The organism is Pseudomonas sp. S2_C11 (assembly GCF_054668395.1).
On sequence record NZ_CP162765.1, the window covers coordinates 735,462 to 754,798 of the forward strand.

General features: G+C 59.0%; 20 protein-coding genes. 9 read left to right on the forward strand and 11 right to left on the reverse strand.

All coding sequences use genetic code 11. The features are described from left to right. Window positions 1–117 precede the first annotated feature (117 nt). Window positions 118–1,335 (forward strand): argininosuccinate synthase, encoded by a 1,218-nt coding sequence (locus AB4N48_RS03500; RefSeq protein ID WP_007953201.1) that lies wholly within the window; start codon window positions 118–120, stop codon window positions 1,333–1,335. Window positions 1,336–1,451: 116 nt separating this feature from the next. On the opposite strand, the gene AB4N48_RS03505 is transcribed toward AB4N48_RS03500, so the two are convergent. Beyond that, window positions 1,452–2,153, reverse strand: a complete 702-nt coding sequence (locus AB4N48_RS03505; RefSeq protein ID WP_095181788.1) for a hypothetical protein — start codon at window positions 2,151–2,153, stop codon at window positions 1,452–1,454. Between the two features lie 466 nt (window positions 2,154–2,619). Here AB4N48_RS03505 and AB4N48_RS03510 point away from each other — a divergent pair, with 466 nt between their 5' ends. Next, on the forward strand, window positions 2,620–3,246 hold the full coding sequence (locus AB4N48_RS03510; protein ID WP_016773408.1) for a response regulator transcription factor: 627 nt from the start codon (window positions 2,620–2,622) through the stop codon (window positions 3,244–3,246). An 88-nt stretch (window positions 3,247–3,334) separates the two neighbouring features. Here AB4N48_RS03510 and AB4N48_RS03515 read toward each other — a convergent pair whose 3' ends face one another. The 8 genes from AB4N48_RS03515 to metG all read right to left on the reverse strand — a co-directional run bounded on the left by AB4N48_RS03515 (window position 3,335) and on the right by metG (window position 10,134). Then, window positions 3,335–3,514 (reverse strand): PA3496 family putative envelope integrity protein, encoded by a 180-nt coding sequence (locus tag AB4N48_RS03515; protein ID WP_041479865.1) that lies wholly within the window; start codon window positions 3,512–3,514, stop codon window positions 3,335–3,337. 107 nt (window positions 3,515–3,621) lie between these two features. Beyond that, entirely contained in the window at window positions 3,622–4,260 is a 639-nt protein-coding gene (gene nth / locus AB4N48_RS03520) for an endonuclease III (RefSeq protein WP_016773410.1), read from the reverse strand. After that, window positions 4,257–4,829, reverse strand: coding sequence for an Rnf-Nqr domain containing protein (locus AB4N48_RS03525; RefSeq protein ID WP_460094805.1), 573 nt, complete (start codon window positions 4,827–4,829; stop codon window positions 4,257–4,259). The genes nth and AB4N48_RS03525 overlap by 4 nt, the downstream gene beginning before the upstream one ends. Further along, window positions 4,826–5,431 (reverse strand): RnfABCDGE type electron transport complex subunit G, encoded by a 606-nt coding sequence (locus AB4N48_RS03530; protein ID WP_460094807.1) that lies wholly within the window; start codon window positions 5,429–5,431, stop codon window positions 4,826–4,828. Before AB4N48_RS03530 ends, AB4N48_RS03525 begins: the two co-directional genes overlap by 4 nt. After that, a complete protein-coding gene (locus AB4N48_RS03535; RefSeq protein WP_460094808.1) occupies window positions 5,428–6,411 on the reverse strand; it encodes an RnfABCDGE type electron transport complex subunit D in 984 nt (327 codons plus the stop codon). The genes AB4N48_RS03530 and AB4N48_RS03535 overlap by 4 nt, the downstream gene beginning before the upstream one ends. Further along, entirely contained in the window at window positions 6,398–7,402 is a 1,005-nt protein-coding gene (gene rsxB / locus AB4N48_RS03540; protein WP_460094809.1) for an electron transport complex subunit RsxB, read from the reverse strand. Before rsxB ends, AB4N48_RS03535 begins: the two co-directional genes overlap by 14 nt. Further along, window positions 7,399–7,968 (reverse strand): Rnf-Nqr domain containing protein, encoded by a 570-nt coding sequence (locus AB4N48_RS03545; protein ID WP_150637387.1) that lies wholly within the window; start codon window positions 7,966–7,968, stop codon window positions 7,399–7,401. Before AB4N48_RS03545 ends, rsxB begins: the two co-directional genes overlap by 4 nt. A 114-nt stretch (window positions 7,969–8,082) precedes the next feature. Next, window positions 8,083–10,134, reverse strand: a complete 2,052-nt coding sequence (metG, locus tag AB4N48_RS03550; protein WP_095181794.1) for a methionine--tRNA ligase — start codon at window positions 10,132–10,134, stop codon at window positions 8,083–8,085. A 319-nt stretch (window positions 10,135–10,453) separates the two neighbouring features. Between metG and apbC the strand changes: the two genes are divergently transcribed. Then, a complete protein-coding gene (gene apbC / locus AB4N48_RS03555; RefSeq protein ID WP_024014150.1) occupies window positions 10,454–11,548 on the forward strand; it encodes an iron-sulfur cluster carrier protein ApbC in 1,095 nt (364 codons plus the stop codon). A 107-nt stretch (window positions 11,549–11,655) separates the two neighbouring features. Here the strand turns inward: apbC and AB4N48_RS03560 are convergent, their stop codons facing one another. Further along, window positions 11,656–12,414 (reverse strand): SDR family oxidoreductase, encoded by a 759-nt coding sequence (locus AB4N48_RS03560; RefSeq protein ID WP_053123391.1) that lies wholly within the window; start codon window positions 12,412–12,414, stop codon window positions 11,656–11,658. A gap of 163 nt (window positions 12,415–12,577) precedes the next feature. On the opposite strand from AB4N48_RS03560, the gene AB4N48_RS03565 reads away from it, so the two are divergent. From AB4N48_RS03565 to groL, 4 genes are all read left to right on the forward strand, one after another. Then, complete coding sequence (locus AB4N48_RS03565; RefSeq protein WP_041479857.1) at window positions 12,578–13,303, forward strand: HugZ family pyridoxamine 5'-phosphate oxidase; 726 nt, start codon at window positions 12,578–12,580, stop codon at window positions 13,301–13,303. Between the two features lie 71 nt (window positions 13,304–13,374). Further along, window positions 13,375–13,851 (forward strand): FxsA family protein, encoded by a 477-nt coding sequence (locus AB4N48_RS03570; RefSeq protein WP_016773418.1) that lies wholly within the window; start codon window positions 13,375–13,377, stop codon window positions 13,849–13,851. 259 nt (window positions 13,852–14,110) lie between these two features. Then, window positions 14,111–14,404: a co-chaperone GroES gene (locus AB4N48_RS03575; RefSeq protein WP_007916610.1), complete on the forward strand. Its 294-nt coding sequence runs from the start codon at window positions 14,111–14,113 to the stop codon at window positions 14,402–14,404. Between the two features lie 50 nt (window positions 14,405–14,454). Further along, window positions 14,455–16,101, forward strand: a complete 1,647-nt coding sequence (gene groL, locus AB4N48_RS03580) for a chaperonin GroEL (RefSeq protein ID WP_460094811.1) — start codon at window positions 14,455–14,457, stop codon at window positions 16,099–16,101. Window positions 16,102–16,291: 190 nt separating this feature from the next. Here the strand turns inward: groL and AB4N48_RS03585 are convergent, their stop codons facing one another. Then, a complete protein-coding gene (locus tag AB4N48_RS03585) occupies window positions 16,292–17,035 on the reverse strand; it encodes a phosphatase PAP2 family protein (RefSeq protein ID WP_460094812.1) in 744 nt (247 codons plus the stop codon). Between the two features lie 209 nt (window positions 17,036–17,244). On the opposite strand from AB4N48_RS03585, the gene colR reads away from it, so the two are divergent. Further along, the gene (gene colR / locus AB4N48_RS03590; RefSeq protein ID WP_041479855.1) at window positions 17,245–17,928 is read left to right on the forward strand and encodes a two-component system response regulator ColR; all 684 of its coding nucleotides are present in this window, start codon (window positions 17,245–17,247) and stop codon (window positions 17,926–17,928) included. Continuing rightward, entirely contained in the window at window positions 17,918–19,201 is a 1,284-nt protein-coding gene (locus tag AB4N48_RS03595; protein WP_041479854.1) for a sensor histidine kinase, read from the forward strand. Before colR ends, AB4N48_RS03595 begins: the two co-directional genes overlap by 11 nt. The last annotated feature ends 136 nt before the right edge of the window (window positions 19,202–19,337 follow it).

Consider the following 19,337-nt stretch of genomic DNA (forward strand, 5'->3'; position numbering starts at 1 on the left):
CGTCGCGCTCTCGACAGATTCTGTCGCTTTGTCGTCTTAAGCTGTCGCGCCTCTGTAAATTATCGCGTTTGAGCGGTAGACTCCCCGGCTTTCCGTAGAACCCCGTGGAGTGATGGCATGGCGGACGTAAACAAGGTCGTTCTGGCGTATTCCGGCGGCCTGGACACTTCGGTGATCCTCAAGTGGCTGCAGGATACTTATAACTGTGAAGTGGTGACTTTCACCGCCGATCTCGGTCAAGGCGAAGAGGTCGAGCCGGCCCGCGCCAAGGCTCAGGCCATGGGCGTCAAAGAAATCTACATCGACGATCTGCGCGAAGAGTTCGTGCGTGATTTCGTGTTCCCGATGTTCCGCGCCAACACCGTTTACGAAGGCGAGTACCTGCTGGGTACTTCCATCGCCCGTCCGCTGATCGCCAAGCGCCTGATCGAAATCGCCAACGAAACCGGCGCCGACGCCATTTCCCATGGCGCCACCGGCAAGGGCAACGACCAGGTGCGCTTCGAACTGGGCGCCTACGCGCTCAAGCCAGGCGTGAAAGTGATCGCCCCTTGGCGCGAGTGGGACCTGCTGTCGCGCGAGAAGCTGATGGACTACGCCGAGAAGCACGCGATCCCGATCGAACGCCACGGCAAGAAAAAATCCCCGTACTCGATGGACGCCAACCTGCTGCACATCTCCTATGAAGGCGGCGTGCTGGAAGACACCTGGACCGAGCACGAAGAAGACATGTGGCGCTGGACCGTCTCCCCGGAGAAGGCTCCCGACACCCCGCAATACCTGGAACTGACTTACCGCAACGGCGACATCGTCGCGCTGGACGGCGTCGAAATGACCCCGGCCACCGTACTGGCGACGCTGAACAAGATCGGCGGCGAGCACGGCATCGGTCGTCTCGACATCGTCGAAAACCGTTACGTCGGCATGAAGTCCCGTGGCTGCTACGAGACCCCGGGTGGCACCATCATGCTGCGCGCTCACCGTGCCATCGAATCGATCACTCTGGACCGCGAAGTCGCTCACCTCAAAGACGAGCTGATGCCCAAGTACGCCAGCCTGATCTACACCGGCTACTGGTGGAGCCCTGAGCGTCTGATGCTGCAACAGATGATCGACGCTTCGCAGGTCAACGTGAACGGCGTAGTGCGCCTGAAGCTGTACAAGGGCAACGTCATCGTCACCGGCCGCAAGTCCGACGATTCGCTGTTCGACGCCAACATCGCCACCTTCGAAGAAGATGGCGGTGCTTACAATCAGGCGGATGCGGCGGGCTTCATCAAGCTCAACGCGCTGCGCATGCGCATTGCTGCCAACAAGGGCCGCAAGTTGTTCTGAGTGGCTCAGAACGACGCGCAATAAAAAAGGCGGCCTGTTGAGGGCCGCCTTTTTTTCATCTTTTTTTTCTGGTTCATCAGGCTCCCTCGTGTATCTGCGCGCAGTCTTGACCCGGTTCAACTGGTTCGTCCCAGTAATGTCACCGTCTGCGAACACAGGTTATATACGATGCACAGTGTGGCTCCTGAGCCTTTCTTGGCCTGCCTGATCTGTTGCAATGCGGAGTGGGCAAGCGCGTCCGACGCATGATTACAAAGAAATACGAGAACCCGCGCGTGCTTTTTATCGACGCCTTTTAGCGTTTCGAAGATGGCATCGAATTCCTTCGCTGCATCAACTTCTCTTGCGTCAATGATGTTCAGTTCACTTACCCAGGGTGACAGCTTGATATTCTGCATAACCGGATGGGATGGGTCGCGTGGACCGAGCGGTGGGTCCGGCGCGTTGTGAACTCTGCAGGGAATCGGCACTCGGCCTGGCCCGGTTTTACCCGACACGATGCAACTGGTCAGCTCAAAAGCACAACGCTCGCCTGCTTCGCGAAAGGATTCGTCCCTCTGGTTATTTTGAGTGGTTTTCAAAAAGCTTTTGTCTTTGCCGAAGTCTGAAGGCGAGTAAAGCGAGCGATGATTGAAGTTGAGAGTGATAAAGAACAGGAATAACAAGTAAAAGGGGAAACTGATCAGAAACCAGACGTAAATTTCCCGGTCCTTGTTATCGAGAAATGGTAACGATACCGCTGCCGAGGTTTCCGAAAGAATTGCAAATATGGCGATGACTGTCATGGGGTTGGTGATTTTGTTTTTTATCTTTAGCATTGGTTTGCTTCTACATGGTTTGTCTAGTTTAAGTTGGTTGTTTCAGCGATAGCAAAGGCGCTTGTGTAAGTGCGCGGCTGTTAACTAAAGTTTTATAGAATCAACGATGTTGTGTCGAACAGGTGGTTGTGTCGGTTCGTTACGTCGTATGTCCCAGTGCTTGCCCAAGGCCAATTTGACAGGTAAATCATCGTGTATGAAGGTTCGTAATTGCGCCTGTTGAAGTTTTCCAACGACCCACCATGGCGTAGGACTCGACTGCATGAAGATCAAACTCCGCCGGTGTATGAAAGATCGGAAGGCGGTTGCAATGGGGTAAGGGCAGCGAATTTGTGGGAATTATCCTCAATGCCTGTAGGGAATGTCTCTGGATGCAAATGCGTGTAAAAGTTGCCATGCCTTGAAGCAAGTGACTGGGATATCGTGCGTGTTCTAAAAATTCGAACAGCGAAAACTGGACTTGCCCATGAATAAAGTGCTGATCGTGGATGACCACCCCGTCATTCGACTTGCGGTACGTATGCTGATGGAACGGCATGGCTACGAAGTCATTGCAGAAACGGATAATGGCGTTGATGCACTACAAATTGCTCGTGAACAAATACCCGATCTTGTCATCCTGGATATTGGAATACCCAAACTCGACGGACTGGAAGTTATTGCGCGCCTGACCTCCACTGCCATGCCGGTGAAAGTGCTGGTGCTGACTTCCCAGGCTCCCGGCCATTTTTCAATGCGTTGCATGCAATCGGGCGCAGCGGGTTACGTGTGCAAACAGCAGGATCTGACCGAATTGCTCAGTGCGATCAAGGCAGTACTGTCCGGCTACAGTTATTTTCCCAATCAGGCGCTGCACACCGTGCGCACCAGTCTGGGCAATGCGAGTGAAGCGGACATGGTTGATCGTCTGTCCGGGCGGGAAATGATGGTGTTGCAGCAGTTGGCGCGCGGCAAGACCAACAAGGAAATCGCCGATGGCATGTTTTTAAGCAACAAGACTGTGAGTACCTACAAGACTCGCCTGTTGCTGAAACTCAATGCGCGCTCTCTGGTTGATCTGATCGAGCTGGCGCAGCGCAACGGCCTGGTTTGAACGATTCGACAGCTGAGAACGTCATGGGCCGATCAAGCTCGGTTGTCGCAGAAAATGAAAAGCCTCCGTCTAGGGAGGCCTTCAGATATCACAGATCATAATCGTAGTCGGCCAATTGCCTTTGCAGTCGGCGCTCCTCAAGCAGGTTGTCGATTGTGCGACGCTTGCTAAGGTTGGTCTTGGCCACTTCAACCACCGGTTCGACCTCATCGGCGTCGGTGGCAATAAGATCCTCTTCTACATCCAGTTGCTCTGTGTCGGTACTCATGAAGTCAACTCCCGGCTAAGACTGCCTTTGGCGCTCCTTATATCGACATTACTGCGGCGGGTAAAAAAGATTTTTTCAATCGATGGATGCGAAAAACCGATGACCGCTCAATCGTCAGAAGTTTTATGTTTGTATTCGCATAGATCTTCGATGCGGCAGCTGCCGCAGCGCGGTTTACGCGCCAGGCAAACATAACGACCGTGCAAAATCAGCCAGTGATGAGAGTCGAGCAGGAATTCTTTCGGTACAAACTTCATCAACTTCATTTCTACTTCCACCACATTTTTCCCCGGCGCGATGCCGGTGCGATTGCTGACGCGAAAAATGTGCGTGTCGACCGCCATGGTCAATTGGCGGAAAGCGGTGTTGAGCACCACGTTGGCGGTCTTGCGCCCGACGCCCGGCAAGGCTTCCAGTTCTTCCCGGGTTTGCGGGACTTCACCGCCATGACGCTCAACCAGCAAACGGCAGGTTTCAATGACGTTTTTCGCCTTGCTGTTGTAGAGGCCAATGGTCTTGATGTACTCGGACAGCCCCTCGACACCCAGCGCATGAATCGCGGCGGGTGTATTGGCGACGGGAAAGAGTTTGGCAGTCGCCTTGTTGACGCCGACATCGGTGGACTGCGCCGAAAGAATCACCGCAATCAGCAGCTCGAACGGCGAAGAGTAGGCCAGTTCGGTTTTCGGCTCGGGATTGTCTTCGTGCAGTCGGCGAAATATCTCAAGACGTTTTGCAGCATTCATGGGCGATGCGTTTCCTTGATGACAGAGTTGCGGCGTGTCCACGCCTGACGGGCGGCGAGAAGCAGGCCCAGTAAAACCAAAGCGCCGGGAACCAGCGTAATCAGACGCAGTCCTTCGGGGAACAAAACCAGACCTGGCCAATGCTCCGAAAGGCCTCGGCCAAGGCTGCCATAACCGATAATCTCGCGCAGCCCGCCGACTACCAGCATGAGCGAGCCGAACATTGCGCAGCGTTTGAAGCTGACAGCGACGGGCTCGCGGAAGGCACCGTGGTATTCAAACACGACGCAGTGCAAGGCGATCAGCCCTATGTAGAGCTCAGACGTCTGCTGCCATGGCAAAAACCAGCGTTGCGCCACAATATCCGCGCAACTGGTCAACGTCGCGGCGATTATCAGGCTGGCGAGCAATGCACGGGTGCCCGTGAGGCGCTCGCGCAGCGGCGACATGCAGACGGCAAATACACCGAGTACCGCGCTGAGCATCAAGGTTATCCCCAGTGCAGCGCTGAATGTTGGTGTGGCGCCCAGTAGGGGCACCAGCATCAATAAATTCACCGTGTGCTTCATGGCCCAGTCCCCAACAGCAGCGCCCGATGCTCGTCGAAATAACGCAGTGCGTCATGAATTGCGTCAATGGCGGCACGGGAGGTAATGGTCGCGCCAGCGATCTGATCGAACTGCCCCTGATCCTTTTTCAGCGCCCAACCGGCGTCTGTCGGCTCAGTACGGGATTTGCCGACGAAGGCCTGAAGCCAGGCATTCGGCCATGCACCGATGTGACCACCCAATCCTGGCGTTTCGCGCTGCTCAAGGGTTTTCACGCCTAAAAGTTTGCCATTAGCATCAATGGCAATCAGCAGTTCCAGAGTACCTGCGTAGCCTTCACTGCAACTGCGCAACAGCACCGCAACTGTCTGACCGGAGCGGGTCGCTCGATAGCCGCCCGACAGCGTGCTATGGCGCAAAGCAGGCTCGGCGAGCGTCAGCGGTTGCTCCAGCGGCTGATTGTCGTAGAGCGCGGCAGGCATGACATCAAGCAATTTGCGGCTGTCGAGCAAGCGCTGCTCGCTGGCAATCTGCGGTGCACTGCTGCGCTGCAACACGTATGTCGCACTCACGCCAACGAGTGCCAGCAGCACCACCGTCGCGACACTCGCTGAGCGATTCACGCGTTCACCTTCGACTGGCGGCTGAGGGCGAAGCGTTCGAGTGCCGGCACCAGAAGATTCATCAGCAATACCGCAAACGCGACGCCGTCCGGGTAACCACCCCACGTGCGAATCAGATAAGTCAGCAGGCCGACGCCAACACCGAACAGCAGGCGGGCAAGGGCGCTTTTCGCGCCGGACACCGGCTCGGTCACAATAAAAAATGCACCGAGCATGGTCGCGCCGCTGAGCAGGTGAAACAGCGGCGAACCATGGGAATCCGACCCCGAGCCGTTCCAGCACAACAGGCTGATGACGAACAGACTGGCGAGCATCCCCAGCGGTGCGTGCCAGGAAAAGATCCGCCGCTGCAACAGCCACAGGCCGCCGAGCAGAAACGCCAGATTCACCCATTCCACACCGCGCCCGCCGAAACGGCCGAAGGCCGGGTTGCTGGCGAACAGCTCCTGCATGGTCAGGCTTTTATTGATGCGCAAACTGTCGAGTGCCGTGGCTTGCACCCAAGCGTCCGGCGCCTGCGCTGGACTGAAAACCTGTTGCAGCGCCGCAAGAGAATCCAGGCCATGAGCGGGCCAATGGGTCATCGCTTGCGGGAACAGCACCATGCTCAGGACAAAGCCAAGCATCGCCGGGTTGAACGGGTTTTTGCCGACGCCGCCATACAGATGTTTGCCGAACAACAGACCTGAAGCGGTCGCAATGACCGTCAGCCACCAAGGGCAATAAGCCGGCAGCGCGGCGGTCAGCAACATCGCACTGACCAGCGCGCTGCCATCAAGCATTGCCGCTTGCACCGCTTGCCGACGCAGACAGGCGACGCCCGCTTCGACGAGCAAAGCACTGACAACCGCCAGGGAAAGGTTGATCAACACGCCCCAGCCATACAGCCAGAATAAAGCGAGCAGACCCGGCACAGCGGCCAGCAGCACGGTGTTCATCGCCTGTTGCAGGCGATCGTCCACTGGCTCAAGGGGCGGCATGGTCTTGCACCCGGCGCTCGGCGTCACTCACGGCTTGCTCCAGTGCTGCGATCTGCTCCGGCGCAGCCTCCGCTGCCTGAGCCTTTTTCAACTCGGCGCGGCGCATGGCCAACTGGATCTTGGCTCGCTTCAGTTCGGCGTCGTTGGTAGTTGCGGGAACGGCGGGAATCACCGTTTGGCTGCTTTCCAGATTCGCCAGCGCCTGCTCGGCGGCTTCGAATTGTTGCTGCAGGACGATCAATTGCGACTGCTGCTCGAACGTCGGCGGGTGACCGAAGGCTTTCAGCGATTTGTGCAGTTGCGCTCGACTCATCGCCACATCGACCTTGGCCTTCTTCAGCGCCGCATCAGCGTTCGCGGCTTTTTGTGCACGCACCCGCTCCAGCGCAGCCTGCACCGGGTCGGCGGTCGATACTTGCGGTTGTGCCGCACGCGCGGCTCGCGCTTCACGTTCAGCCTGCTTTTGCTGTTCTTCATGCAGCAAGCGCTGGTTGCGGCGCTCGAAACGCTGGCGCGCATGGTCACGCTTTTCAGCGCGGGCGCGCTGTTCTTCGAGATCGAATGCGAGACCGCCAACCACTGGTATCGTGTGCGCAGGCAAAGGATGCATTTCTATGCAGTCGACCGGGCACGGCGCAACGCACAGATCACAACCGGTGCACTCGTCGATCAGCACCGTGTGCATGAGTTTTGCCGCGCCGACGATGGCGTCGACCGGGCAGGCCTGAATGCACTTGGTGCAGCCGATGCATTCGGCCTCGCGGATAAAGGCGATTTGCGGCGGTGCCGGGCCACGGCTGATGTCCAGTTCCAGGACCGGTATTTTCAACAGCTCGGCCAGGGCGGCGATAGTCTCCTCGCCGCCCGGCGGGCACTTGTTGATCGGCTCACCGTCAACAATGCCTTGCGCATAGGGTTTGCATCCGGGATGGCCGCACTTGCCGCATTGGGTCTGCGGCAGCAGGGCATCGATGCGTTGAATCAGACTCATGTTTTGATCAATCCACTGAATCCGAGAAAAATCACTGCGACCAGTCCGGCGCTGATCAGATCGATCGGCAGGCCGCGAAAGGGCAGGGGAATATCGTTGTCGACCGTGCGCTCGCGCAGGTCGCAGAACACACTCAGCACCAGCCAGAAACCCAGCCCTGCACCCAAACTCAAAGCTGTCGCGTGCAGCAGGCCATGATCGTTTTGCGCATTGATCAAGGCCAGCCCGAGTACCCCGGCATTGCCCAGCAGCAGCGGCCACAATCCAGCGAACGGCCAATCGGGCAGGCCGCGCGCCAGCAGTTTCAGCAGCGGCGCGATCAACAACACACTCAATGGCAGAAACACGAACAGGCGCAGCGCTTCAAGCTGCAACGGCACCAATATCCACTGCCAGATCGCCTGACCGATAACGCCGACCACCACCATCAGGCACAACGTCGCCAACCCCAGCGCATGGACCTGGCGTCGGCTGCCCGCCAGCAGCGGAGCGACGCCCAGCGGCCAGTGCAACACGAAGTTGTTGAGCAGCGCAGCACTGATCAGCGTTAACACGAGTTCGGTCATGGTTCTGCCAGCGAAACGGGCGGGTGTCTCTTAAGGGTAGGCACTATCGGGCCAGATATGAAAAATCCCACCGGCATGCAGAGCACGTCGGTGGGATCGTTTTGCGGCAACGTCTTACTTGATGCGCTGACCCGGCTTGGCGCCGCTGTCCGGGCTCAGCAGGTAGATCTCTTCGCCGCCGGGACCGGCTGCCATCACCATGCCTTCGGAAATACCGAACTTCATTTTCCGTGGCTTGAGGTTGGCGATCATCATGGTCAGGCGACCGTCGAGCTTGGACGGGTCCGGGTAGGCGCTCTTGATCCCGGAGAACACGTTGCGTTGCTCGTCACCGATGTCGAGGGTCAGGCGCAGCAGTTTGTCGGCGCCTTCGACGTGTTCGGCCTTGACGATCAAAGCGACGCGCAAATCGATGGCGGCAAAGGCGTCGAAATCGATTTCCGGCGACAGCGGATCCTTGGCCAGTTCGCCGTTGCCCGCAGGCTTGGCTTCGCCGGTGTCGGTCTGGCTGGCGGTCAGGTCTTCCTTGGAGGCGTCGGTCATGGCTTGCACTTTTACCGGGTCGATGCGGGTCATCAACGGTTTGAATTCGTTGAGCTGGTGATTAGCCAGCAGGGTGGTGTGGTCATTCCAGGTCAGCGGCGCGACGTTGAGGAACGCCTCGGCATCTGCGGCCAGCAGCGGCAGTACCGGTTTGAGGAAGATCACCAACTGGCGGAACAGGTTGATGCCGGTGGCGCAGATCGCCTGGACTTCATCCTGCTTGCCTTCCTGCTTGTTCAACGACCACGGCGCCTTGTCGGCGATCCAGGCGTTGGCACGGTCAGCCAGGGCCATGGTTTCACGCATGGCGCGGGCGAAGTCGCGGGCCTCGTAGGCGTCGGCAATGCTCGGCGCGGCGGCGAGGAAAGCCTCGGTCAGCTCCGGCGCGGCATTGTTGTCGACCAGCAGGCCGCCGTTGCCCTTGTGGATAAACCCGGCGCAACGGCTGGCGATGTTGACCACTTTGCCGACCAGGTCGGAGTTGACCTTCTGCACGAAGTCTTCGAGGTTCAGGTCGAGGTCGTCGACGCCACGGCCAAGCTTGGCCGCGTAGTAGTAGCGCAGGTATTCCGGCGACAGATGATCCAGATAAGTGCGGGCCTTGATGAAGGTGCCGCGCGACTTGGACATTTTCTGGCCGTTGACGGTCAGGTAGCCGTGCACGTTGATGCCGGTCGGCTTGCGGTAGCCGGCGCCTTCGAGCATGGCTGGCCAGAACAGCGCGTGGAAATTGACGATGTCCTTGCCGATGAAGTGATACAGCTCGGCGGTCGAGTCCTTGCCCCAGAACGCGTCGAAGTCCAGCTCCGGCGTACGGTTGCAGAGGTTCTTGAAGCTGGCCATGTAACCGATCGGCGCATCCAGCCAGACGTAGAAATACTTGCCCGGCTCGCCCGGGATCTCGAAGCCGAAGTACGGCGCATCGCGGGAAATGTCCCACTGCTGCAGGCCGGCATCCAGCCATTCGGCGATCTTGTTGGCCACGGCGTCCTGCAGGGTGCCGCTGCGGGTCCAGGCCTGAAGCATTTCCTGGAAATCCGGCAGCTTGAAGAAGAAGTGCTGGGAATCCTTGAGCACCGGGGTGGCGCCGGAGATGGCCGACTTCGGATCCTTCAGATCGGTCGGCGCGTAGGTCGCACCGCATTTTTCGCAGTTGTCACCGTACTGGTCTTCAGTGCCGCATTTCGGGCAGGTGCCCTTGATGAAGCGGTCGGCCAGGAACATTTTCTTTTCCGGGTCGAAATACTGGGTGATCGAGCGCTGGGCGATATGCCCGGCGTCACGCAGCTTGAGGTAGATCTGGCTCGACAGCTCACGGTTTTCTTCGGCGTGAGTGGAGTGGAAATTGTCGAAATCGACAAGGAAGTCGGCAAAGTCGGCGCTGTGTTCAGCCTGCACGTTGGCGATCAGTTGTTCCGGGGTGATGCCTTCCTTTTCCGCGCGCAGCATGATCGCCGAACCGTGGGCGTCGTCGGCGCAGACATAAATGCATTGGTTGCCGCGATGCTTCTGGAAGCGCACCCACATATCGGTCTGGATGTATTCCAGCATGTGGCCAAGGTGAATCGAACCATTGGCGTAGGGCAGGGCGCTGGTGACGAGGATCTTGCGTGGCTCGGACATGGGGCTTCGCTACTTGATGAAACGGAGGTCGGCCACTATAAAGCGCCGGCGCATATTTTTCACCCCTGCGCCACTGGGTACTTTGAGTGTTCTTGTGGCGAGGGGATTTATCCCCGCTGGGTGGCGAAGCCGCCCGAAAACCGCAAACTTCGATGTATCAGATAGTCCGAGTGCAATGGCTTTACGACTGCTGCGCAGCCGAACGGGGATAAATCCCCTCACCACGGTGGCTTTTCAGCGCAAGTAATCTGTTCGCCTCAAATCGGTGTCCAGCGTACGATAGCCGCCATTCTTTCCAGTCTTGTTATCGGAGTTGCCCATGAGCGCCGTCACTCGCGCAGCGGTGGAAGCCGTCCTCAGCCAATACACCGACCCTTACCTGAACCAGGACCCGGTCAGCGCCGGTTGCGTGAAAAACATCGAGATCATCGGTGACCGCGTCAATGTGCAGCTGGAAATCGGCTACGCCGCGGGACTGTTCAAGAGCGGTTGGGCGCAATTGCTGCAACTGGCCATCGAAAACCTCGACGGCGTGGTCATCGCTCGCGTCGAGGTCACCAGCGTGATCGCCGCGCACAAGGCCCAGGCGCAGATTCCCGGGCTGGCCAACGTCAAGAACGTCGTCGCCGTCGCTTCCGGCAAGGGCGGCGTGGGCAAATCCACCACCGCTGCCAATCTCGCGCTGGCGCTGGCGCGCGAAGGCGCCAAAGTCGGCATCCTCGACGCCGATATCTACGGCCCGAGCCAGGGCATCATGTTCGGCATTCCCGAGCGCACCCGTCCTGAGGTCAAGGATCAGAAGTGGTTTGTGCCGCTCAAGGCCCACGGCGTGGAAGTCATGTCGATGGCCTTCCTGACCGACGACAACACGCCGATGGTCTGGCGCGGGCCGATGGTTTCCGGGGCGCTGCTGCAACTGGTTACGCAAACCGCGTGGGGCGATCTGGATTATCTGGTCATCGACATGCCACCAGGCACCGGCGACATTCAACTGACTCTGGCGCAGAAAGTCCCGGTGGCGGGTGCGGTGATCGTCACCACGCCGCAGGATCTGGCACTGCTCGACGCACGCAAAGGCGTGGAAATGTTCCGCAAGGTCAACATTCCGGTGCTGGGCGTGGTGGAAAACATGGCGGTGCACATCTGCTCGAACTGCGGGCATGCCGAGCATCTGTTCGGTGAAGGTGGTGGCGAGAAACTGGCCACCCAGTACGGCGTCGAATTGCTGGCCTCGCTGCCGCTGTCGATGCTGATCCGCGAACAGGCCGATGGCGGCAAGCCAACCGTAATCGCCGAGCCGGACAGCCAGATCGCCATGGTCTATCAGGAACTGGCCCGCCACGTCGGCGCGCGCATTGTCTTGCAGGAAGCGGCCACGCCGGCGATGCCGAATATCACCATCAGCGACGATTGATCAGCGTCGCCTGCAAAAAGATCGCAGCCTCGCTCCGCTCGTCAGCTTCTACACATTTACCGTAGGAGCTGACGAGCGAAGCGAGGCTGCGATCTTTTGATTTTGCTTTAGATTCGCAACCCGCCATCCATCTCCAGAATCCGCCCGGTGTAGTAGTCGTTCTCGAAGATATACGCCGCCGAATGGGCGATCTCCTCAGGCTTGCCCATGCGCTTGAGCGGAATGCCCGACGTCATCTTCTCCAGCGCTTCCGGCTTCATGCCCAAAGTCATTTCGGTTTCGATGAAGCCCGGTGCGATGCCCGCCACGCGAATGCCGTAACGCGCCAGCTCCTTCGCCCAGGTCACGGTCGCCGCTGCGACGCCGGCCTTGGCTGCGGAATAGTTGGTCTGGCCGACATTGCCTGCGCGGGAGATCGACGAAATATTGATGATCGCGCCGCTGTTCTTCAGCTCGACCATCTTCGCTGCGACTTCACGGGTGCAGAGAAACACGCCGGTCAGGTTGACGTCGATCACCGCCTGCCACTGCGCCAGGCTCATCTTGGTCATCTCGCCGTCCTTGACCTTCAACAGCAGACCATCGCGCAGAATCCCGGCGTTGTTGATCAGGCCGTGGATGGCGCCGAAGTCTGCGGCCACTTGCGCGACCATGTGCTCGACCTGTTCTTCATTGGCGACGTTGCACAGGTAGCTGCGCGCTTCGACACCTTTGGCTTTGCAGGCGGCCACGGCGTCGTCGAGTTTTTCCTGATTCAGATCGACCAGGGCCAGCTTCGCGCCCTTGCCGGCGAAATACTCGGCCATGGAACGGCCCAAACCCTGGCAACCGCCGGTGATAATGATTACTTTGTCGTTGAGTTGCATTCGCATGTCCCGCTGGCAGGTCTGAGTTGTTTTTGTTGTCGGCAACGCTCGATCGGCACCGGTCAGGCCTGGTAGCACACGAACATTTGCCCGATGCGCGCCGGTTACTTTTCGCTGCGCGCCTGTCCGTTTTCTAGACGGAACCCATTTAAGGAGTCACAAATTGAGCGCTGAAGTGGCGAAGAATGCCCGAGAATTGCTTCTCAAGGAATACCGAGGAGTGCTGTCGACCCACTCCAAATCCATGCCGGGTTTTCCCTTTGGCTCGGTTGTGCCGTATTGCCTGGACGAGCAGGGCCGGCCGCTGATCCTGATCAGCCGCATCGCCCAGCACACGCATAACCTGCAGAAAGATCCGAAGTGTTCGATGCTGGTGGGCGAGCGCGAGGCCGACGATGTACAGGCGGTCGGGCGGCTGACTTATCTGGCCGAAGCGCAGAAGCTCGCAGAACCGGCAGCCATCGACGCTGCCGCCGAACGCTATTACCGCTATTTCCCCGACTCGCAGAATTATCACCAGGCCCACGACTTCGACTTCTGGGTGCTCGATCCGGTGCGCCATCGCTACATCGGCGGCTTTGGTGCGATCCACTGGATCGACGATCTGACCTTGGCCAACCCGTTCGCCGGCAAGGCTGAAATCAGCATGGTCGAGCACATGAACAGCGATCATGCCAAAGCCATCGCCCATTACGTCGAGCTGGCCGGGCTGCCCAACAGCACGCCGGCGCAACTGGCCGGCATCGACAGCGAGGGCATGCACCTGCGCATCGGTCAGGCCGTCTACTGGTTGCCCTTCGCGGCGCCATGTAATACGCCGACACAAGTGCGCGAGGCCTTGGTTTCTCTGGCTCACGCCCAGTCCTGGCCGAAAAAAGCGCAAAGTTAAGCTTGAATTCACGCAAGGGCGACGTCATCTAGGGCTTACTGCAAGGCATTTCTTGCGTTGAGGAAACTTTGATGCGCCCTTTTCTGTTGCTCTTTCTGCTGTTTCCAGTGCTGGAGCTGTTCGTATTCGTCAAAGTGGCAGGCTCTATCGGGTTCTTCCCGGCCCTGCTGCTGATCATTCTCGGCTCGATGTTCGGTGTGTTCGTGCTGCGCGTCGCCGGTCTGGCCACCGCATTGCGTGCCCGGGAAAGCCTGAATCGCGGCGAGTTGCCCGCGCAGACCATGCTCGAAGGCCTGATGCTGGCACTCGCCGGTGGCCTGTTGATCATTCCCGGCTTCATCAGTGACGTCGTCGGTCTGGTGATGCTGTTGCCGGTCACCCGTCGTCTGCTGGCGAACAAGATGCGCCAGCGCGCCGAAGATCAGGCCATGCGTCAGCGCGCCTTCGCCGACGACCTGCAACCCCGTGGCGGCCCGGCCCCGCGCGAGCCGCTCGGTCGAGAGCCGAATGTGATCGAAGGCGAGTTCGAACACCGCGACAACAAGTGATATCAGCATCGACACGGCACCCTCGGGTGCCGTGCTCGTTTATGGCGCTTTTTTACTGGGTGGCGATGAAAAATTTTTTCCGCCAGCCCTTGTAATCGGCTTGTACGCCCCTATGTATCGGTCACCGAAAGGTTTCCGGTATTCAAACCGGACAGACTTGCGCGGTTCGCTCGACGGACCGCAACCGGCGCAGGCCGGATTCGTTAAACCCGCCGGGACTACACCGGCCGATGAAAACCACAATTAGGAGAGATCGACAATGAAGCTTCGTCCTCTGCATGACCGCGTCGTCATCCGTCGCAGCGAAGAAGAAAAGAAAACCGCTGGCGGTATCGTCCTGCCGGGTTCGGCTGCTGAAAAAGCCAACCACGGTGTGATTCTCGCTGTAGGCCCGGGCAAAGCTCTGGAAAACGGTGAAGTGCGTGCACTGTCCGTGAAGGAAGGCGACAAGGTTGTGTTCGGTCCTTACTCCGGCAGCAACACTGTGAAAGTCGATGGCGAAGACCTGCTGGTAATGAGCGAGAACGAAATTCTCGCGGTTATCGAAGGCTGATACTCCCGTTCATTTTCCCGTTACTACAAAGTATTTAAGGAATATCGATCATGGCTGCTAAAGAAGTTAAGTTCGGCGATGCCGCCCGCACCAAGATGCTCAAAGGCGTCAACGTTCTGGCTGACGCGGTAAAAGCGACCCTGGGCCCGAAAGGCCGTAACGTGGTTATCGAGAAGAGCTTCGGCGCTCCGACCATCACCAAGGACGGCGTTTCCGTCGCCAAAGAAATCGAACTGGATGACCGCTTCGAAAACATGGGCGCGCAGCTGGTCAAAGACGTTGCCTCCCGTGCCAACGATGACGCTGGTGACGGTACTACCACCGCTACCGTTCTGGCTCAGTCGATCGTCAACGAAGGCCTGAAAGCCGTCGCTGCCGGCATGAACCCGATGGACCTGAAGCGCGGCATCGACAAGGCGACCATCGCCATTGTCAAAGAGCTCAAAGCCCTGTCCAAGCCATGCGCTGACTTCAAAGCCATCGCTCAGGTCGGCACCATCTCGGCCAACTCCGACAACTCCATCGGCGACATCATTGCCGAAGCCATGGAAAAAGTCGGTAAAGAAGGCGTGATCACCGTTGAAGAAGGCTCGGGCCTGGAAAACGAACTGTCGGTTGTAGAAGGCATGCAGTTCGACCGTGGCTACCTGTCGCCATACTTCGTCAACAAGCCGGACACCATGGTTGCCGAGCTCGACGGCCCGCTGATCCTGCTGGTCGACAAGAAGATCTCGAACATCCGCGAAATGCTGCCAGTGCTGGAAGCCGTTGCCAAAGCCGGCCGTCCGCTGCTGATCGTGGCCGAAGACGTTGAAGGCGAAGCCCTGGCGACTCTGGTTGTGAACAACATGCGTGGCATCGTCAAAGTCGCTGCCGTCAAGGCACCGGGCTTCGGCGACCGTCGCAAGTCCATGCTGCAGGACATCGCTGTTCTGACCGGCGGTACCGTTATCTCCGAAGAGATCGGTCTGAGCCTGGAAAGCACCACCCTGGAGCACCTGGGTAACGCCAAGCGCGTAACCCTGTCCAAGGAAAACACCATCATCGTTGACGGTGCTGGCGTGCAGGCAGACATCGAAGGCCGTATCGCCCAGATCCGCGCCCAGGTTGCCGAAACTTCCTCGGACTACGACCGTGAAAAACTGCAAGAGCGTCTGGCCAAGCTGTCCGGCGGCGTTGCAGTGATCAAGGTTGGCGCTGGTTCCGAAGTTGAAATGAAAGAGAAGAAAGCCCGCGTTGAAGACGCCCTGCACGCAACCCGCGCAGCCGTTGAAGAAGGCGTGGTACCTGGTGGTGGCGTGGCACTGATCCGTGCTCTGGAAGCACTGACCGAGCTGACCGGCGACAACGCTGACCAGAACGTCGGTATCGCTGTGCTGCGTCGCGCTGTTGAAGCGCCGCTGCGTCAGATCGCTGCCAACTCCGGTGACGAGCCAAGCGTAGTCGTCAACGAAGTGAAGAACGGCAAAGGTAACTTCGGTTACAACGCTGCTTCCGGCGAATACGGCGACATGATCGAAATGGGCATCCTGGACCCAACCAAGGTAACCCGTTCGGCTCTGCAAGCTGCAGCCTCGATCGGCGGTCTGATCCTGACCACCGAAGCAGCGGTTGCCGACGCACCGAAGAAAGAAGGTGCAGCTGGCGGCGGTATGCCAGACATGGGCGGCATGGGTGGCATGGGCGGCATGATGTAAGCCAGCCCTGGCCCTGTAACGCAAAACCCCGCTGGCGAAAGTCAGCGGGGTTTTTTATTACCCCAATTTCGAAGCTCACTGGTATCCCCCTGTGGGAGCGAGCCTGCTCGCGAAAGCGGTCTGTCATCCGACATGCAAGCCAGTTGAGCCGACAATTCGCGAGCAGGCTCGCTCCCACAGGTGCTTTATTTCAGGCATTGATCGGCTGTGTGTTCATCGCCGTCGAAGTCTTGCCAGCCGGGCGATACAGCACCCAGTAATAAGCCCCCAGGCAAATCAGCCAGCAGAAAATCGCCGTCCACACGTTGTGCGAAAAGAAGTGCGCGCCTTGCATCATGCGACTGATCGAGAACACCGAACCCAGCGCAAAGGCGAACACAAACGCCTGCCGCGCCAGTCGTGGACGGCGGTCGCGCAGCACGAAGAACAGTGCAAACAGGGTGAACCCGGTCGCCGCATGGCCACCCGGCCAGCAACGTCCCGGCTTGTCCGTGGCGGGGCGATGTTCCATGAGTTTGCTGTAGGTCTCGTGACCGCCGAATTGCTCCAGGCTCCATGGGCACTGCACAGCGGTGACGGCTTTGACCGGAGTGACAAATGAAGTCGCCAGCCCCAGCGACAGCACCAGACAGCCCAATTCACGCTTGAACGGTTTCAGCCGTTCGATGAAAAACGCACCGATGAAACCCAGAATGGCAAACACCGAGAAGCCGATCACCAGCTGTTTTGCCCGGTCATGCAGGATGTCTTCAAGCACATAGCTGTGCCGCCCGATGAAATCCCCCGCGACCGGGTCGTAGAACATTTGCGCCAGAACCATGTCCAGATCGGTCAGTTCGAGCAACAGCAGAATGATCGCCGCCGCTGCGGGAATGCCCAGACACAACCACCAGTTGAGCGGTCTTGCAGCGCGAAGGGCAGAGGTCGACACCATGGCAGGTTCCTTGGTCGATGAACGGAGGAGAGAGCGTAATCGCGCGGAGTCTGCGCGCGCTGGCGTCGGCGATTTGTTAACCGAAAGTGAAAAAAACGTCGGAGCGCGCGCAGTGCAGGTTTATCGAAAAACGCCCCTAGCCCTGAGCCACACTTGGCCGTAAGCTGCGCGGGCCAAGACGGCCGTTACCCCGTTCGGAGGAGATGTCCATGCGAATTCTGCTGGTCGAAGACAACCGTGACATCCTGGCCAATCTGGCCGATTACCTGGGCCTCAAGGGCTATACCGTCGATTGCGCACAAGACGGCTTGTCCGGTCTGCATCTGGCGGCGACCGAGCATTACGATCTGATCGTGCTTGACATCATGCTGCCCGGCATCGACGGCTACACCTTGTGCAAACGCCTGCGCGAAGACGCCCGGCGTGACACGCCGGTGATCATGCTGACCGCCCGTGATCAACTCGACGACCGGCTGCAAGGCTTCAAGTCCGGCGCCGACGATTACCTGATCAAACCGTTTGCGCTGTCCGAGCTAGCGGCCCGCGTCGAAGCGGTGATGCGCCGTGCTCAGGGCGGCGGTCGCCGGGCGTTGCAGGTCGGTGACCTGAGCTACGACCTCGACACCCTGGAAGTGACCCGCGAAGGCAAGCTGCTCAAACTCAACCCGGTGGGTCTCAAGCTGCTCGCGGTGTTGATGCAGAAGAGCCCGCACGTGCTGCGTCGGGAGATTCTCGAAGAAGCGCTTTGGGGCGATGACTGCCCGGACAGCGACAGCCTGCGCAGCCATGTCCACCAATTGCGGCAGGTGATCGACAAGCCATTCGCCAAGCCACTGCTGCACACCGTGCACGGTGTCGGTTATCGCTTGGCCGAGGGGCGAGATGGAGTTTAAGCAGAGTCTTTCCCAGCGGATCATCATCGCCTTTGCGCTGATGAGCGCACTGGTCGCCGGCGCTTTCGCCATGGGCATCGTTGCGACGGTGCACCTGGTGGAAGAGAAACTGATTTCGGCGGGATTGGGCGGCGACCTGCAACGTTTGCTGCTGATGGACAATGTCTCCGACTGGAGCCATCGGCCCGAGCCGGATCAGTTGTTCTATTTCAGTGGCGGGCCTGGGGATTTCGACCTGCCCAAGGATCTGCGTCACCTCGATGCCGGTTTCCATGAGGTCTTTCGCGAGCAGCTGTCCTATCACGCCATGGTCGAAGTGGTGGATGGTCGGCGTTATGTCTTGCTGCAGGACCAGAGCGATTTCGAAGAGCGCGAGCGCGTGCTGTTTGCGGTGGTGCTGGTGGGCTTCGTGCTCAGTCTGGCGCTGGCGGTGTTTCTTGGCTGGGTGCTCGCGCGCAAGGTGATGGCGCCGGTGGTGCGCCTGGCGCGGCAGGTCCGTCATCGCGACCAGCTGCTCGGGCTGGCGCCACCCTTGGCGCCGGACTACGCGGCGGATGAAGTCGGTGAACTGGCGGTGGCGTTCGATGCCACCCTGGGGCGCTTGCGTCAGGCACTGACCCGCGAGCGTCTGTTCACCAGCGACGTCAGCCATGAATTGCGCACGCCGCTGATGGTCCTGGCCAGTTCCTGCGAACTGCTGCTGGAAAACCCCGGAATCGATCAGCGCGGTCGCGCCCAGGTCGAGCGCATTGCCCGGGCCAGCGAGGAGATGCGCGAACTGGTACAGACCTTCCTGATGCTGGCGCGCACGCAGAACGAAGAGGCCGCAGCGGCGCCCCAGCAGAACCTCACACAAGTGGCCGAGAGCCTGCTGTGCCTGTGGCGTGAGCCGATCGAGCGCAAGGGGCTGACACTGATATTCGAGCCGGGCACACCAGCGGATACTCGCTACAACGCGACCTTGCTGAACGCGGTGATGGGTAACCTTTTGCGTAACGCACTGCATTACACCGAACAGGGTTTCATTCGCCTGACGCTCACCGCCAACGGTTTCGTCGTTGAGGATTCGGGCGTGGGCATTCCCGAGGAAAAACGCGAGGCGATGTTCGAGCCCTTTGTGCGCGGCAGCGAGAAGCGTGGCGAAGGGCTGGGCCTGGGTTTGTCGCTGGTGCAGCGTATCTGCGAAAACCAGGGCTGGACGGTCAGCTTGAGCACGATGGACCCCAATGGCTGCCGATTCGAGGTAGATCTTGGCGTGAATGCCAGCAAATAGTGGCTCGAGGCTACTCCCGTACACCTGTCTGAATCCTGTATAACGTTGTAATAATTTACGGATTTACCTGACAGATTTTTCACAATTGGATGACCTGACGCTGACACGCCGCTGTTTAAGGTGGCGTCATCAGAAC

Bases quoted from the DNA above. Each gene is read 5' to 3' on its own strand.
- AB4N48_RS03585 (WP_460094812.1), bottom strand. From the start codon at position 17,035: ATGGTGTCGACCTCTGCCCTTCGCGCTGCAAGACCGCTCAACTGGTGG.
- apbC (WP_024014150.1), top strand. From the start codon at position 10,454: ATGAGCGCCGTCACTCGCGCAGCGGTGGAAGCCGTCCTCAGCCAATAC.
- AB4N48_RS03570 (WP_016773418.1), top strand. From the start codon at position 13,375: ATGCGCCCTTTTCTGTTGCTCTTTCTGCTGTTTCCAGTGCTGGAGCTG.
- groL (WP_460094811.1), top strand. From the start codon at position 14,455: ATGGCTGCTAAAGAAGTTAAGTTCGGCGATGCCGCCCGCACCAAGATG.
- AB4N48_RS03510 (WP_016773408.1), top strand. From the start codon at position 2,620: ATGAATAAAGTGCTGATCGTGGATGACCACCCCGTCATTCGACTTGCG.
- AB4N48_RS03575 (WP_007916610.1), top strand. From the start codon at position 14,111: ATGAAGCTTCGTCCTCTGCATGACCGCGTCGTCATCCGTCGCAGCGAA.
- colR (WP_041479855.1), top strand. From the start codon at position 17,245: ATGCGAATTCTGCTGGTCGAAGACAACCGTGACATCCTGGCCAATCTG.
- AB4N48_RS03505 (WP_095181788.1), bottom strand. From the start codon at position 2,153: ATGCTAAAGATAAAAAACAAAATCACCAACCCCATGACAGTCATCGCC.
- AB4N48_RS03535 (WP_460094808.1), bottom strand. From the start codon at position 6,411: ATGCCGCCCCTTGAGCCAGTGGACGATCGCCTGCAACAGGCGATGAAC.
- AB4N48_RS03525 (WP_460094805.1), bottom strand. From the start codon at position 4,829: ATGAAGCACACGGTGAATTTATTGATGCTGGTGCCCCTACTGGGCGCC.
- metG (WP_095181794.1), bottom strand. From the start codon at position 10,134: ATGTCCGAGCCACGCAAGATCCTCGTCACCAGCGCCCTGCCCTACGCC.
- AB4N48_RS03545 (WP_150637387.1), bottom strand. From the start codon at position 7,968: ATGACCGAACTCGTGTTAACGCTGATCAGTGCTGCGCTGCTCAACAAC.
- AB4N48_RS03515 (WP_041479865.1), bottom strand. From the start codon at position 3,514: ATGAGTACCGACACAGAGCAACTGGATGTAGAAGAGGATCTTATTGCC.
- AB4N48_RS03560 (WP_053123391.1), bottom strand. From the start codon at position 12,414: ATGCAACTCAACGACAAAGTAATCATTATCACCGGCGGTTGCCAGGGT.
- nth (WP_016773410.1), bottom strand. From the start codon at position 4,260: ATGAATGCTGCAAAACGTCTTGAGATATTTCGCCGACTGCACGAAGAC.
- AB4N48_RS03500 (WP_007953201.1), top strand. From the start codon at position 118: ATGGCGGACGTAAACAAGGTCGTTCTGGCGTATTCCGGCGGCCTGGAC.
- rsxB (WP_460094809.1), bottom strand. From the start codon at position 7,402: ATGAGTCTGATTCAACGCATCGATGCCCTGCTGCCGCAGACCCAATGC.
- AB4N48_RS03595 (WP_041479854.1), top strand. From the start codon at position 17,918: ATGGAGTTTAAGCAGAGTCTTTCCCAGCGGATCATCATCGCCTTTGCG.